Annotated in this window: 13 protein-coding genes and 1 pseudogene; 8 read left to right on the top strand and 6 right to left on the bottom strand. The window is 71.6% G+C overall.

Annotation, left to right across the window (positions count from 1 at the left end; translation table 11 throughout):
- The first annotated feature begins 78 nt into the window (after nt 1–78).
- The 4 genes from OHS18_RS12995 to OHS18_RS12980 are packed head-to-tail and all read left to right on the top strand — an operon-like array spanning nt 79 to nt 3,705.
- On the top strand, nt 79–1,587 hold the full coding sequence (locus tag OHS18_RS12995) for a hypothetical protein (RefSeq protein ID WP_328617161.1): 1,509 nt from the start codon (nt 79–81) through the stop codon (nt 1,585–1,587).
- Nucleotides 1,584–2,000 carry a FixH family protein gene (locus tag OHS18_RS12990; RefSeq protein WP_328617160.1) on the top strand — a complete coding sequence of 139 codons (417 nt, stop codon included), beginning with the start codon at nt 1,584–1,586 and terminating at the stop codon, nt 1,998–2,000. The genes OHS18_RS12995 and OHS18_RS12990 overlap by 4 nt, the downstream gene beginning before the upstream one ends.
- A 20-nt stretch (nt 2,001–2,020) precedes the next feature.
- Nucleotides 2,021–3,160 (top strand): hypothetical protein, encoded by a 1,140-nt coding sequence (locus OHS18_RS12985; RefSeq protein WP_328617159.1) that lies wholly within the window; start codon nt 2,021–2,023, stop codon nt 3,158–3,160.
- Nucleotides 3,157–3,705 (top strand): hypothetical protein, encoded by a 549-nt coding sequence (locus tag OHS18_RS12980; protein WP_328617158.1) that lies wholly within the window; start codon nt 3,157–3,159, stop codon nt 3,703–3,705. Before OHS18_RS12985 ends, OHS18_RS12980 begins: the two co-directional genes overlap by 4 nt.
- Nucleotides 3,706–3,717: 12 nt before the next feature.
- On the opposite strand, the gene OHS18_RS12975 is transcribed toward OHS18_RS12980, so the two are convergent.
- Nucleotides 3,718–4,392 carry a response regulator gene (locus OHS18_RS12975; protein WP_328617157.1) on the bottom strand — a complete coding sequence of 225 codons (675 nt, stop codon included), beginning with the start codon at nt 4,390–4,392 and terminating at the stop codon, nt 3,718–3,720.
- The gene (locus OHS18_RS12970) at nt 4,389–5,972 is read right to left on the bottom strand and encodes a sensor histidine kinase (RefSeq protein ID WP_328617156.1); all 1,584 of its coding nucleotides are present in this window, start codon (nt 5,970–5,972) and stop codon (nt 4,389–4,391) included. Before OHS18_RS12970 ends, OHS18_RS12975 begins: the two co-directional genes overlap by 4 nt.
- Nucleotides 5,973–6,136: 164 nt before the next feature.
- Between OHS18_RS12970 and OHS18_RS12965 the strand changes: the two genes are divergently transcribed.
- From OHS18_RS12965 to OHS18_RS12950, 4 genes are read left to right on the top strand one after another with little or no spacing between them, the layout of a single operon-like run.
- On the top strand, nt 6,137–6,955 hold the full coding sequence (locus OHS18_RS12965; RefSeq protein WP_328617155.1) for an ABC transporter ATP-binding protein: 819 nt from the start codon (nt 6,137–6,139) through the stop codon (nt 6,953–6,955).
- Nucleotides 6,952–7,818, top strand: a complete 867-nt coding sequence (locus OHS18_RS12960) for an ABC transporter permease (RefSeq protein ID WP_328617154.1) — start codon at nt 6,952–6,954, stop codon at nt 7,816–7,818. The genes OHS18_RS12965 and OHS18_RS12960 overlap by 4 nt, the downstream gene beginning before the upstream one ends.
- Before the next feature lie 32 nt (nt 7,819–7,850).
- On the top strand, nt 7,851–8,900 hold the full coding sequence (locus tag OHS18_RS12955) for an ABC transporter substrate-binding protein (protein WP_328617153.1): 1,050 nt from the start codon (nt 7,851–7,853) through the stop codon (nt 8,898–8,900).
- A gap of 40 nt (nt 8,901–8,940) precedes the next feature.
- Nucleotides 8,941–9,594, top strand: coding sequence for a transglycosylase SLT domain-containing protein (locus OHS18_RS12950; RefSeq protein ID WP_328617152.1), 654 nt, complete (start codon nt 8,941–8,943; stop codon nt 9,592–9,594).
- 10 nt (nt 9,595–9,604) lie between these two features.
- On the opposite strand, the gene OHS18_RS12945 is transcribed toward OHS18_RS12950, so the two are convergent.
- The 4 genes and pseudogenes from OHS18_RS12945 to OHS18_RS12930 form a co-directional block, all read right to left on the bottom strand.
- Complete coding sequence (locus tag OHS18_RS12945; protein WP_328617151.1) at nt 9,605–10,801, bottom strand: COG4705 family protein; 1,197 nt, start codon at nt 10,799–10,801, stop codon at nt 9,605–9,607.
- 174 nt (nt 10,802–10,975) lie between these two features.
- Complete coding sequence (locus OHS18_RS12940; protein WP_328617150.1) at nt 10,976–12,994, bottom strand: ABC transporter permease; 2,019 nt, start codon at nt 12,992–12,994, stop codon at nt 10,976–10,978.
- A gap of 142 nt (nt 12,995–13,136) precedes the next feature.
- Nucleotides 13,137–13,613, bottom strand: a pseudogene (locus OHS18_RS12935) (ABC transporter permease); the annotation flags it as partial.
- Nucleotides 13,610–14,134, bottom strand: a complete 525-nt coding sequence (locus OHS18_RS12930; RefSeq protein WP_328618518.1) for an ABC transporter ATP-binding protein — start codon at nt 14,132–14,134, stop codon at nt 13,610–13,612. The pseudogene OHS18_RS12935 and the gene OHS18_RS12930, both read right to left, overlap by 4 nt.
- Nucleotides 14,135–14,139: the final 5 nt, after the last annotated feature.

Genomic DNA, 14,139 nt, shown 5'->3' with positions numbered 1-14,139 from the left:
CAGTATCACCGCAGGTCGGCAAAAGCGCCTTTACCGGCTGAAAGGGTCCTGTAAGGAAGCTTTCGTGAAGCTCCTGCCGTGACGCACTTTCCGAGTTACCGGGCGCTGGTGCCGGCCGGGTGCCTGGCCTTCCTGCTCATCGCGAGCCCGATGGCGCACGCCGACTCCCCGTCCTCGGGCGGCGACGTCACGGTGGCCCAGACGCTCGGCGACCGCGAGCTCACGGTCGTGCTCCGGCGGGTGACCAGCGTTCCCGGCCCGCTGCACGTCGACGTCATCACCCACGCCGGGACGGCGCCCGGCCGGCTCACCGTCGTGGCCCGGTCGAGCGCCGAAAGCGGGCCGGCGGCCAGAGCGACCGTCGACCTCGGCGCGGAACCGCGGTCCTACAGCGCCATCGTGGACGTCGACCGCGCCGGCCCGTGGGAGCTGGCCTTGGGCGACGGAGTGCGGACGGCCCGGATCCCGTTCGTGGTGCCCGTTCAGGTCATCTCGCCGCCGGAACGCCTGGTGTACGGCGGTTTCCTCGCTGCGGGGGTGCTGCTCCTCGTCTCTGTCGTGACGGCGACGCGGGCTCGCCGGACGGCGTGGGCGGTGCTCCCGGCCGGCGGTGTGGTGGCCGGGCTGGCGGTCGCGGTGACCGCCGCGGTGCTCTCGGCGTCGCTGCCGTTGCCGCCGCAACCCGGTACCCAGCTCGATCCGACGGTCGCCAACGTCACCGATCCGTACGCGCTGACCCAGCCGATGACCGGGGACTACTCGCGGCCGCCTGTGGTGCTTACCGTGGACGACGCTCCGGTCGCCGGACGGGCCGCGGATCTCGGGCTGACCCTCACCGACGGGTCGACCGGTCTGCCCGTCGACGACCTGGTCGTCCACGACAGCGCCCTGGTCCACCTGCTGCTGGTCGGCCCGGACGGCGAGCTGTGGCACGAACACCCGATCCGGACCGGCCCCGGCCACTACGAACTGCACGTCACTCCGCCGGCGTCCGGGCACTACGCGTTGTCGGCCGAACTGGTCCGGCGTGGCGGCGGAGTGCAGCTGGTGCGCGCCGCCGCGGGGTTCGACGTCGCGGGTTCCGCCGTGACGCCTGGCCCGGAGCCTGTCCGGCTCAGCGCCGCGCAGCTCACCGGGGCGACGGAGGTCGGCGGCACGCGGATCGCCGTCACGACGACGCCGCCGGCGGCGGGGGAGCCGGCGACCGTGACCGCCCGGGTCGGCGACACCGACGACCTGCAGCCCTGGCTGGGGATGGCCGGTCACCTGATCCTGGCCGGCCCGCTGCCGGCCGCGGCGCCGGTGGGCGCGGCCGCGCAGGTGGCGCCGGTGTGGGCACACGTCCACGCGATGGGCTCGACATCCACAATGGACCCGTCGCGGCCCGGTATGGCCGGTCTGCCGCCGATCAACGGTGACAGCGCCCCTGACGAGACCGTCGCGGCCTACGGGCCGGACGTGCCGTTCACCTACACCTTCCCGGTGCCCGGCCGGTACCGCCTCTGGATCCAGGTCGAACGCCGCTACACCGTGCTCACGGTCCCGGTCGTGCTCGACGTCGCCCCCGAGCCCCAGGAGACCCCGTGACGACCACGCCCACCCGCAACCGCCGCGGGCTCGCGGCCGGCGTCGCCGTGACGGTCGCCGTAGTCGCCGTCCTCGTGGTGGTGCTGCGGCCCGGCCCGGCCGGTCCCGCCGTGCTGCACGCCGCGTCGGCGCGGTACTCGGTCACGGCCACGGTGGCGAACCCGCGGCCCGGCACCACGTCCGTCGACGTCGACGTCACCGATCCGGCCGGCCGCCCCGTCGGCGGCGCCACCGTCCGGATCCAGCCGGTGATGCCGCAGATGGGCCACACCGGCCCGCCGATCACCGCCGCGCCCACCGGCGGTGGCGGCTACCACGCCGACGGCGTGCCGCTGATGATGGCCGGCTCCTGGCAGCTGCTGCTGTCGGTCGGCGCGGACCACCTCACGCTTTTCCTCCCCGTCTCGAGCTGAAACCCCGAAAGGACACGACGATGGACATCTCGGCAGCACTACCCGACGGCGGCCGCACGGCCGCGCGCACCCGGACGGGAACCGCCGCCCAGGCCGGCGCCTGGACGGTCTTCCTCGGCACGGTGATCACCACGGCCGGGCTGAGCTGGGACATCCAGTGGCACACCGAAGTCGGGCCGGACACCTTCTTCACGTTGTCGCACCTGGCCCTCTACAGCGGCAGCGCGCTGTCCGGGATCGCCAGCCTGGTGATGGTGCTGCTGGCGACCGCCGCCCAGCGCGCGGGCAGGCCGATGCCCCGGACGACCGGCGGCACGCCCGTGCGCGTGTTCGGCGGCGTCTTCACCGCGCCCCTGGGCTATCTGGTCTCCGGGATCGGCGCGGCGTCGTTCCTGCTGTACGGGCTGCTCGACCTGGTGTGGCACTCGATCTACGGCTTCGACGCCGTGCTGAACACCCCGTCGCACGTCGCGCTGTTCCTGTCGATCACCGTCACCATGATCGGCAGCATCATCGTGTTCGCCGCCGCCCGCGACGAGCGCTGGGGCCACTGGGGTGTCGTGGGCTCGATCCCGATCCTCATCACATTCGCGCCGATCCCCGCCAACGCGCTCAAGAACCTGCCGCTGCCGATCGACCCGACGATCATCGGGATCATCTTCTTCTCACCGCTGCTGCTCGTCATCGGCGCGACGCTGCTGCGGCGGCCAGGTTCGGCGATCGCGATCGCCGTGGTTCTCGGGGTCCTGCAGGCGTTCCTGTGGTGGTTCTCCCCGTGGGCCGCGGAGACCTACGCCGCCGCTGTCGGGCTCCCGCTGCGCGACGGTCTCACCGCGCAGCCGCCGGATCTGCCCGGCGCGATGCCGATGTTCCTCATCGTCGCGGCCGTCCTGGTCGAGGTGCTGCTGCACCGGACCCGACGCCGCGGTCTGGACGCCCGGCGGGTCGTGCTCCTGGCCGGTGCGGTGACCGGGCTGGTTGTGGCCATCGGCCTGCCGCTGCAGCAGATCCTGACCGACCCCACGTCGGAGATCTCGGGGACCGAGTTCGCTCTCGTCGCGATCCTCGGCCTCCCGCTGGGCGTGCTCGCCGGGTTCCTCGGCGGCCGGTTCACCACGATGCTCGACGCGCTCACCCCGACCTCCAAGGAAGCCCGATGACCTCGCGCACCCGGCGTCTCGTCGTCACCGCCCTCGCCGTCCTCACGCTGACCTTCGCCGGAGTAGCGCCGGCGATGGCCTACGCCCCGGTCGACATCGTCCACACCGAACACGTCCAGGCCGGTCCCTACAGCGTCACCGTCGGGTTCTCGGTCTGGCCGATCCGGGCGATGCAGTCGCTGGACTTCACGTTCCTGCCCGGCGGCGGGATCGCGGGCAAGTCCGGCACTCTGCTGGTGGACGGCCCCGGCGTCAAGTCCGACGAGCACACCCGGCCGTTGGTCCGCCACCCGCGCAAGCTCGATTCGTGGGGCCTGGACGTGAAGTCGTTCGACACCGCGGGCGTTTACCGCTTCGGGTTCGCCATCGATGGCCCGCAGGGGCACGGCGAGGGAAACCTCGGCGACATCACGATCCTGGACCAGCCGGGCCCGCCGCTGGCGCTGAGCTGGACGGTCGGGTCACTGCCGTTCGCCGGGCTGATCGTGTTCCTGGTGGTGGCCTGGCGCCGCGTCCGGCCCGGCCGGTTGCCGCTCGCGGTGTAACCACGTCGGTGATCATCGGCGGGCCACGTGGTAGCGGTGTTCCGGGCGGCCCGTCGTGCCGTAGTTCAGGCTGAGGTCCAGCAGGCCGCGGCGCACGAGGTCGGCAAGGTACCGCTGCGCCGTGGCCCGGCTGACGCCGAGCTGCTCGGCCACGTCGGTCGCGGACAGGGCATGCGGCGCGGTCCGGACCCGCGCCAGCACCTGGGCCATGGTGGCGGGCAGCCGCCGCCGGTCGGCCTGGTGGACGGCCGGGCCGCGCAGGAGGCCGAAGAGGGTGTCGACGGTCTCCTGGTTCGCGACGTCGATCCCGGCCAGGCTTTCGCGCAGCCGGCCGTACGCGGCAAGCTGCTCCCGCAGCTGGGCGAACCCGAACGGTTTGACGAGGTAGTAGACCGCGCCCAGTTGCATGGCCTGCCGGACGCTGTCGATGTCCTGCGCGGCGGTGATGACGATGAAGTCGGGACGGGGCACGGCCTCGTGCAGCGACCGCATGAGCTCGAGGCCGTGGCCGTCGGGCAGGTAGAGGTCCAGCAGGAGCAGGTCCGGCCGGAGCGTCCGGACCAGGGCCCTCGCCTCGGCCAGCGAATGTGCCTCCCCGGCCGCGGTGAAGCCGTCGACCCGGCCGACGCCGGCCGCGTGCACCTTGGCGATCCGGTAGTCGTCGTCCACCACCAGCGTCCGGATCATCGGGCCTCCACGGCGGGGACGGGCAGCCGCACGGTGAACGCGCCGCCCGGGCCCGGCGTCACCGCGATCACGCCGCCGAGCCGGACGACCAGCCGGTGCACCAGGGCCAGCCCCAGGCCGCGGGGCAGCCCGCCGCGCGACGGCTTGGTGGTGTAGCCGTCCTGGAAGACGCGCTCCGCCAGCTCGGCGGGGACCCCGGGGCCGCTGTCGGTCACGGACAAGGCGATCGCTTCGTCGTCGCAGGTCAGGCGAACCACGACCTCGCGCGGCGCGGGGGAGTCCGCGACGGCGTCGAGCGCGTTGTCAACGAGGTTGCCGACGATCGTGCGCAGCGCGTCCGGGGTGGCGCCTGGCCGGTCGAGCCGCGAGTCTTCGGACACCGTCAGCCGCACGTCCTTCTCCGCCGCGATGGTGATCTTGGCCAGCAGCAGGGCGGCGAGCGACGCCGGCGCGATGCGGGAGCGCAGCTCCTCGGCCTGGCCGGCGCTGCCCGCGGAAATCTCGTCGAGGTAGGCCACCGCCTCCTCCTGGTCGCCCATCCCGATCAGCACCGACAGGACGTGCAGCCGGTTGGAGAACTCGTGCTGCTGCGCGCGCAGCGCGTCGGTGAGCCCGGTGACGCTGTCGAGTTCGCGCAGCAGGGCCTCGAGCTCGGTGCGGTCCCGAAGCGTCACCACCGACCCGACGTCGCGCCCGCGCACCCGCACCGGCATCCGGTTCGCCACCAGGAGGTGCTCGTCGGTGAGCACGATCTGGTCGATGCCGTCGCCGGTGCCGCCGAGCACCTCGCGCAGGCGGCCCTCCGGCACGACGTCGCCGAGGGGCCGGCCCAGCTCCGCGCTCCGCCACCGCAGCAGCCGGCGCGCCTCGTCGTTGACCATCGTGAGCCGGCCCTGACGGTCGAAAGCCACCACGCCTTCCCGGATGCCGTGCAGCGTGGCTTCCCGCTCCTGCAGCAGCGACGCCAGTTCGTGCAGCTCCAGGCCGAACGTCATCCGCTTGAGCCGCCGGGCGAGCACGAGCGCGATCAGCGTCCCGGCCAGCAGCGCCGCGCCGGTGTAGCGCAGGAGCGTCGGTACTTCTGCCCAGAAGTGCTGGGAGACATCGGTTTCCAGGATGCCGACGGACACCTCGCCGGCCAGGGTGCCGTCCGGCGCGCGCAGCGGGGCCTTGCCGTTGGCCGAGTCGCCGAGGCTGCCGGGGTCGAGGCCGACGTGACTCCGGCCGTCGAGGGCGATCACCGGCTCTTCGATCCGCCGGCCGATGAGCGCGGGGTTCGGGTGGGAGTGCCGGATCCCGTCTCGGTCGATCACCACGACGTAGGCGGCGCCGGTCGCGGCCCGCACGTCCTCGGCGACCCGCTGGACGGTGCCCGTCCGGTCGCTGCTGGCGATCCCAGCGCGGACGACCGGGTCGGCGGCGACCGCTTCGGCCACCGACAGGGCTTGACGCTCACTGTAGCGGTCCAGCAGGTCCCGGGTGACCTGGGTGTAGAGCGCGAAGCCGAGCACCATGGTCACGACCAGGATCGCGAGCACGTACCCGAGGATCAACGACGAGAGTGCCCTGGGATGGCGCACGGCGGCCTCCTCGCGTCGACGATCCCGGGAGTGTCCTCCACCGAGTGCTAACGCAAGGGAAACAGGGCTGGCAGAACGCGCAGAACCCGCAGATACGCGAGTAAGGGGCCAAAGCCGCACAACGCTGTCGCCGGGCGACGAGCCGAACCTAGGGTCCCCGGCCCATGGACACTTCACCTCCGACGGCGATCCGGCTGCGGAACGTCACGAAGCGGTTCGCCACGCCGTCCGGGCGGATGTACACGGCGCTGGCCGACCTGGACCTCGACATCGGCGCCGGCGAGTTCTGCGCGGTCGTCGGCCCGACCGGGTGCGGCAAGTCGACCACGCTGACGCTCGTCTCCGGGCTCGAACGCGCGTCCGCCGGGCAAGTGCTGGTGGACGGCGAGACGGTGACCGGGATCGACCCGAAAGTCGGGTTCGTCTTCCAGAACGACGCCGTCCTGCCGTGGAAGACCGTGCTGGGCAACGTGTGCGCCGGGCCCCTGTGGCGCGGCGGCGAGAAGCGGGACGTCCAGGCCCGCGCCCGTGACTGGCTGCGCCGGGTCGGGCTCACCGGCTTCGAAGGCCATTACCCGCACCAGCTCTCGGGCGGCATGCGCAAGCGTGTCGCGCTGGCCCAGTCGCTCATCAACGAGCCCGGCATCCTGCTGATGGACGAGCCGTTCAGCGCGCTGGACGTGCAGACCCGCTCGATCATGTCCGACGAGCTGCTGCAGCTGTGGCAGCTGACCCGGCCGACGGTCATCTTCGTGACGCACGACCTCGAGGAAGCCATCGCACTGGCGGACAAGGTCGTCGTCCTCACCGCCGGACCGGGCCGCGTGAAGGCCGTCTACGACATCGACCTCCCACGGCCGCGCACGGTCCAGGAGATCCGGTTCCAGCCACGCTTCGTCGAGCTGTACCGGCAGATCTGGACGTCCCTGCGCGACGAGGTCCAGCTCGCCTACGCCCGCACCACCACGCAGGCCGCGTCGTGACGGCCCGCGTCGCCGCCCCGGAGGAATCGGCCGGCGCCCTCGAGGAAACCACCGCCAGGACCCGGGCGCGGCGGCGGCGTGTCCTGGTGAACGTCGCGCGGGTCGCCGTCGCGGTCGTCTTCCTCGGCGCCTGGGAACTCGCCACCGACGTGAACATCCTGGATCCGTTCTTCTTCGGCCAGCCCAGCGCCATCGTGCGCCAGCTGGGGGACTGGTTCCAGCACGGGACGGATGCCGGGACCATCTGGGAACAGATCGGCGTCACACTCGAAGAAGCGTTCCTCGGCTTCGGGATCGGGCTCGTCCTCGGCGTCACCTGCGGGGTCGCGTTCGGCCGGGTCCGGCTGCTGTCGCAGATCTTCGGGCCCTACATCAAGATCATGAACTCGATCCCGCGGATCGTGCTGGGCTCCATCTTCCTGGTCTGGCTGGGGCTGGGCATCGAGTCCAAAGTGGCCCTCGCGGTCGTGCTGGTGTTCTTCGCGGTGTTCTTCAACGCCTACCAGGGCACCCGCGAGGTCGACCGCAGCTACATGGCCAACGCCCGGATCCTCGGCGCGTCCCGCGGCCAGGTCACCCGCCAGGTCGTCCTGCCCTCGGCGTTCACCTGGATCATCGCGAGCATGCACATCAGCTTCGGCTTCGCGCTGATCGGCGCGATCGTCGGGGAGTTCCTGGGGGCCCAGCGCGGTCTGGGCCTGCTGATCCAGCAGGCCCAGGGCAGTTTCAACCCGAACGGCGTGTTCGCCGCGATGGTCATCATCGCCGCGGTCGCGCTGATCACCGAAGGCTTCATCGGGCTGCTCGAAAAGAAGCTGCTCGCCTGGCGCCCGCCCGTCACCACGACCGGCGCGGACCTGTGAACCCCGTTCCCCGTGAGCAAAGGAGCTTCACCATGAAACCGCTCGTCACGGCCGCATTGGCGGCGGCGTCGTGCCTGGTCCTCGCCGGTTGCGGTGGCTCGTCCACCCCGGCCGCGGCGCCGTCGAACGCGCAGGGCCAGACGGTGGTCAAGCTGATGGTCGGCGGCGCCAACAAGCAGATCTACTTGCCGGCGAAGCTCACCGAACGGCTCGGGTACTTCAAGGAGCAGGGCCTCGACGTCCAGCTCTCCGACGAACCGGCCGGCGTCGACGCCGAGACGGCCATGCTCGCCGGCCAGGTCGACGGCGTGGTCGGGTTCTACGACCACACGATCGACCTGCAGGGCAAGCGCAAGTTGGCCGAGTCGGTGGTGCAACTGCTGCAGGTGCCGGGCGAGGTCGTGCTGTGCCGCAGCGACGTCGCGGACCAGATCCATTCGCCCGCCGATTGGAAGGGGCGCAACCTCGGGGTGACCGGGCTCGGGTCGTCGACGAACTTCCTCACCAAGTACCTCGCGGTGCGCAACGGGCTGCAGGCCGCCGACGTCAAGTCGGTCGCCGTCGAGGCCGGGAACACGTTCATCGCGGCGATGCAGCACAAGTCCATCGACTGCGGGATGACCACCGAGCCGACGATCTCCGCGCTGCTGAACACCGGGCAGGCGAAGGTGCTCATCGACATGCGCACGGCCGCGGGTGCGAGCAAGGCGCTGGGCGGGGTCTACCCGGCGTCGGCGCTGTACATGCAGACGTCCTATGTGGACGCGCACAAGGACGTCGTGCAGAAGCTGGCCAACGCGTTCGTCAAGACGATGAAGTTCATCGCCAAGAGCAGCGCCGACCAAATCACCGACCAGATGCCGCCGGAGTACTACACCGGCGTCGGCCGCGCCGCCTACGTCAAGGCGCTGGCCGACGAGAAGGGCATCTACACCGCGGACGGCATCATGCCCGAGGGCGGTCCGCAGACGGTGCTGAACGTGCTGTCCGCGTTCGACCCCAACGTCAAGGGGCACAACGTGGACCTCGCCAAGACCTTCACCACGGAGTTCGCGCTGCAGGCCAACAAGAACGCCGGCTGACGGCCTAGAGTGGGGAGAAGACCGACGGAAGGCGGGACGCATGCGGCCGTATCGTGTTCTCGCGGCCGCGTGTGTGCTGGCGCTGGCCACCGCGGGGTGCGCCCCGGCCCCGGTGGCCGGCGCTCCTGCGACGTCGACCAGCGCGGCCGCGCCCGCGAGCTCTTCCGCGCCCGCCACGAGCCCGTCCGCCGAGGCCGGCACGGTGAATCCCGATCCGGCGAAGTTCGCGCCGCAGGTCATCGCCCGCGCCCGGGAGGCGGGCGTCGATCCGCAGCTGGTGCTGGCCATCCTCTACAACGAGGACTACAAGCCGCACGATCCGCAGCTCGAGCGCGCCTGGCAGAACCTCAAGCCGGACGCCGCGTTCGGGGTGGCGAACATGCACCGCGCGACGTACGAGCAGAGCCGCCGCGGCCGGCCGTTCGCCGGCCGCGACTGGCAGGAACTGCCCGACGACCCTGATCTCGCCATTCAGGCCGAAGCCTGGTACTTGCACGACCTGGCCGCTCAGCTGCCTGCGAAACACAGCGGCCAGTTCACCACCGACGAACTGCTCGCGCTGGGCTACAACGCCGGGCCGGGCAACATGAAGGCGTTCGCGCGCGGCACGAAGCCCGGCGCGCAGGCCGAGACCTATCTGACGGACCTGCGCGCCACCTGGGCGAAAGCGGGCGCTGCGGTGGAAAAGCCGTGAACCGGCGGGCTCAGCCGAGGGTCGCGAGCAACGCGGTGAGGGCGTCCTTTTCAGCGGCCTGATCCGGGCTCGTCGCTCGGAGTGCGCGCAGGACCTTGTCGATCCTGCCGTCGACCTTCGTCCACTCGGCCTTGTCCTTGGGCTTCAACCGGGCTTCGGCGTTGTCCCACTGGATTTCGAGGTCGTCGACGCGGTTCGTCGCACCCGCCTGGTTGCCGCCGTCGAGCAGGTTCAGGGTGTCCTGGGTGATGCCGCGGAACATCGACAGGTCACCGAGCGGCGAGGTGCGGACCGGCACGGGCTGCGCCGGACCGCCGCCGGGCACCGGCGGCAAGGCGACCGGCACCTGCGGCGAGCTGTCGCCCTGCAGGGCCGCGGTGCGCAGGGTGTAGCCGACGCCCCCGGCGACGAGGATCACCGCAAGGAACACGGTCGTCTGCCACATCCCGCCCCGGACCGGTTCGTCGACAGGAGCGGTGGTGTCGCCGGACACGACGTCGGCCTTCGTGGCCGACAGGTAGACGACGGTCACGATGATCGCCGCGACGAAGATCAGGCTGGTCACCGTCGCGCCCAGGCCCAGCCCGCCCAGGCTCGAGGGCTGGGACAGGTAGTCGCCGAGCGACGCACCGAGCGGCCGGGTCAGGACGTAAATGAACCAGAACGCGAGCACCGGGTGCAAGCCGAGCCGCCAGGCGATCGCGGTGACGGCGATCAGCGCCACGACGATGGCCCCGGTGACCAGGTAACCGAGTCCGAGTACCTCGGCCATGAGGTCGCCGGTCGCCGTGCCGAGGGCAAAGGTGAACAGGATCGCCAGCCAGTAGAACGTTTCCCGGCGCCGGGTGACGATCGAATGGATGGACAACGTCTTCTCGGATGCGTACCAGACCACGAAGGTCACGGCCAGCAGGACGCCGAACACGAGGGTGCTCGCTTCCAGCGGCAGGCCGACGTTGTCGGTCAGGTTGTCGGTGACCAGGGTGCCGAACACGCTCACGATCGCGACGGTCAGCCAGTACAACCCAGCGATGTAGCGGGTCGCGCGGAACTGGAAGACCAACGCGACAACCAGGAGCGCACCGGTGACGAGGGAAACTCCGCTCAGCCCGAAACCCAGGTCGACGTTCAGGAAGTCGGCCGCTGTCTCGCCGACGGTGGTGCACAGCACCTTGATGAGCCAGAAGTAGAGCGTGACTTCCGGCACTTTGTTCAGAAAGGTGCGGCTGGGCAAAGAGGTTCGTACTGAGGTCATGGGCTCGCAATCTCGATGGTCTCGCAGGGTTGGAGTGCGGCTGGGCGCACGGTAACGAGAACCGGGTTCACGCCTCGCCAATGCGAAGTGAGCGAATGGCAAAGTTTCGCGCCACGATCGAGTGAGTCACAGGTCGCGTAGTTCCTCCACCGAGGGTCGGGTGGACGCGTGGGCGCTGGTCACGGCGGCGACCACCACGGCGACGACCACCGCCGCGACCGTCGCCACCAGGTAGGTCCATGGCACGGCGATCGACGACGGCGGCGGGTCGAACACGCCCGTCAGGACCTTGACGAGCATCTGCGAGACGCCCCACGCGATGATCGCCCCGCCGAGCAGGCCACCGGCGATCAGCACGAGCCCCTCGCCGAGGACGAGCCCGCGCAGGTGCCGGCGCCGCGCGCCGAGCACCGCCATGATCGCGAGGCCGCGGCGTCGTTCGGCCAGCCCGACGGCCAGCACCATCCCGCCGGCGCCTGCGGCGATCAGGACCGCGAACGCCAGTTCCAGGCGGGTGAGCCCGGACAGGTTGACCGAGGTGAGACTCGAGCCGAAGTGCGCGCGGCTCTGCGTGATGTCGGTGACGGCCGCCGTGGTGCCGAGCCGGGCGCGCAGGGCGTCGGCCACCCCGGACTGGTTGCTGCCGACGGTGTCGACGAGGAACGCGCCGACGGCGTTTGAGCCGGTGGCCTGCGCGAGGTAGGCCGCGTTGGCCACGAAGAAGCTGTCCTTGGGCGCGGTGGGGAACTCCTTGACGATCCCGGCGTAGCGGAACGGCACCGTGCGCAGCGCCTTGGTCCGGGCGTCCTGGACGCGGAGGTTGATCAGGTCGCCGGGGTTGAGCTGGAAGTCCTTGACCGTTTCGGCGCTGACGAGGATGGCGTCCGGTTGACGTGCGAGTGTAGCCATCAGCTCCGCGGCGGTGCCGCCCTGGAAGTACGTGTCCTGCAGGGCGGTGACGTCCCGGATGCTGCCGGGGCGGACACCGTAGAGGTCCTGCAGATCCGCCCCGACGTAGGCGAACCGGTGCTGGACCGGCTCGACGTGCCGGGCGCCGGGAACGCTCTGCAGCTGTGCGCCAGCGGCGGGGGAGACCTGGGCGGCGGGTGGTTCGGTGACGGCTACGTCGGCGCCGTTGGTCAGCTGGGCGTCGGCTTCGGCCTGCTGCTGGTAGGTGCTGTTGAACACCGCCGTCGACGCGGCGAACGACAACGCCAGCGCGAGCAGGACGATCGCGCGGGCGAGTGGCCGGCGTTGCCGGGCGATCCCGGCCGTGCCGGGTAGGGCCAGCCGGCCGGCCAGCGGCCGCAGGATCCGCCGCAGCGGGACCCGGCCGTGCCGGAGCACGATTGTGGTGAGTCGCCACAGCAACGCCGCGGCTCCGAGCCACAGCAGCGCCGGGCCGAGGAACGCCCAGTAGGACACCGAGATGGACGGCACGCCTTCCGGGGCCAGCACGAGCGAGTAGTCGTTGCTGCCCGACGCCCAGAACACGACCAGCGCGGCCGCGATGAGCAGGACGTCGAGGCCCGCCTTGGCCCACCACGGCGAGCGGTGGGCACCGATCACCTGCCGCGCCTGGGAAACGGTTCCGTGACGCAGGTCCGAGACGGCCGGGACCAGCACGGTGAGGGTGGTGATCAGCAGCCCGGCGGCGAAGGCGATCGCATACCACCAGGCCGTGGCCGCGGCGGTCCGGCCTTCCGGGGCCGGACCGAAGGCGAGCCGGCCGGCGACCGCCGCGATCGCCAGTCCCAGCGCACCGCCGAGCACCGCGACGAAGGCGGCTTCGGTGACCGCGATGCCGATGACCGTCCGCGGTGTGTGTCCGCGGGTGCGCAGGAGGGCCTGCTCGGCGCGTCGCCGGTCCGCGCCGGCCTGGACGAGCGCGCTGGTCAGCAGCGCGGCGAGGACGACGCCAGGAAGGCCGAGGAACAGGAACAGCATCTGCGCGTAGGCTGCGTCTCCGCGGGCGGCGTCGAGGGCGGCGCCGACGTTGTTGCCGACCAGCACGGCACCGGCGACCTGGGCTTCGAAGTTGTGGGTGGCGGCGATCTCGTCCTGGTACGCGACGGCGGGGTCCTGCGACGCGGGCGCGTCGCGGGCGACGTGGAACTGGGTGACCGGTGCGCTTCGGCTCGTCAACGCCGCGAAGGTGTCGTCGGGCAGGAGGAGGACGTTGTCCCGGCGGCGCGGACGGCTGCATCTGCGCGGGCGCGCCGACCTTCTGGAAGAGCGAGTCGGCCTGCGGGAGGTCGACGACACCGGCGACGGTGACCGGTGCGGCGCCAGGAAGACCGATCGTGACCTGGTCGCCGGGTCGCACGTGCAGGTTCGACGCGGTCTGCTGTGCGATGAGCACGCCGTCGGGGGAGCCGCTGAGCTGCCGGATCTGGTCCGGGAAGTCGGCCGCGTAACCGGGCGCGATGCCGAGGATGACGCCGGGGCCGGTGGTCTGGGTGGTGCCGCCGGTGGTGGCCAGCAGCCCGCTGGTGCGCGCGACGTGGACAGTGCGGACCGCCGCGGTGCCCGGCAGGCTCTGCAACCGGCTCAGCACGGCTCCGGCGTCGCCACCGGCCTGCACCTCGATCTGCCAGGCGACGGCGACCGACCGCAGCGCGCGGGCGGTTATCGTGGCCTGCGAGGAAGCGAGGAACGAACCCAGGGCGCCGATCAGCGCGACGGCGAGGGCGATGCCGGTGGCGGTGGCCAGCAGCCGGCCCGTGCGGCGGCGCAGCAGCCCGCCCAGCCACAGCCCGGTCACGACGTCACCGTCCGGTCTGTGGTGGTGCGGAGCCTGCCTTCGTGCATGGTCCACTGGGTCTCCAGCCGTTCGATGACGGCCCGGTCGTGGGTGGTGACGACGAGGGCGGCGCCCAGGTGCTCGGTCGCGGCCAGCAGGGCGTCGAGCAGCCGCTGTCCGGCGGCGCGGTCGAGCTGCCCGGTGAGTTCGTCGGCGAGCAGCAGCCGCGGTCGTTGCGCGAGCACCCGGGCGACCGCCACCCGCTGGGCTTGGCCACCCGAGATCTCCTCGGGCAGCTTGTCGGCCAGGTCGTCGACGCCGACCAGGGCGAGCGCCTCGGACATGCGCTGGGCTCGTTCGGGGTCGTCGGCGCCGGCGATGACCAGCGGCAGGCCCGCGTTCTCGCGGACGTCCAGGGCCGGGACGAGGCTGGGGCTCTGGAAGACGACGCCGATGTCGCTGGTGCGCGGCCGGGCCGGGTCGAGCCCCGGCCACTCGACGGTGCCGCGGGTGGGGCGCTCCATCCCGGCCATCAGGTGCAGCAGCG

This window comes from Amycolatopsis sp. NBC_00355 (genome assembly GCF_036104975.1).
GTDB lineage: Bacteria > Actinomycetota > Actinomycetes > Mycobacteriales > Pseudonocardiaceae > Amycolatopsis.
This window is presented reverse-complemented; position numbering and strand designations above follow the sequence as displayed.

Coding starts and splice junctions, on each gene's coding strand:
- OHS18_RS12965 (WP_328617155.1), top strand. CDS start 6,137: ATGGACACTTCACCTCCGACGGCGATCCGGCTGCGGAACGTCACGAAG.
- OHS18_RS12980 (WP_328617158.1), top strand. CDS start 3,157: ATGACCTCGCGCACCCGGCGTCTCGTCGTCACCGCCCTCGCCGTCCTC.
- OHS18_RS12955 (WP_328617153.1), top strand. CDS start 7,851: ATGAAACCGCTCGTCACGGCCGCATTGGCGGCGGCGTCGTGCCTGGTC.
- OHS18_RS12975 (WP_328617157.1), bottom strand. CDS start 4,392: ATGATCCGGACGCTGGTGGTGGACGACGACTACCGGATCGCCAAGGTG.
- OHS18_RS12985 (WP_328617159.1), top strand. CDS start 2,021: ATGGACATCTCGGCAGCACTACCCGACGGCGGCCGCACGGCCGCGCGC.
- OHS18_RS12950 (WP_328617152.1), top strand. CDS start 8,941: ATGCGGCCGTATCGTGTTCTCGCGGCCGCGTGTGTGCTGGCGCTGGCC.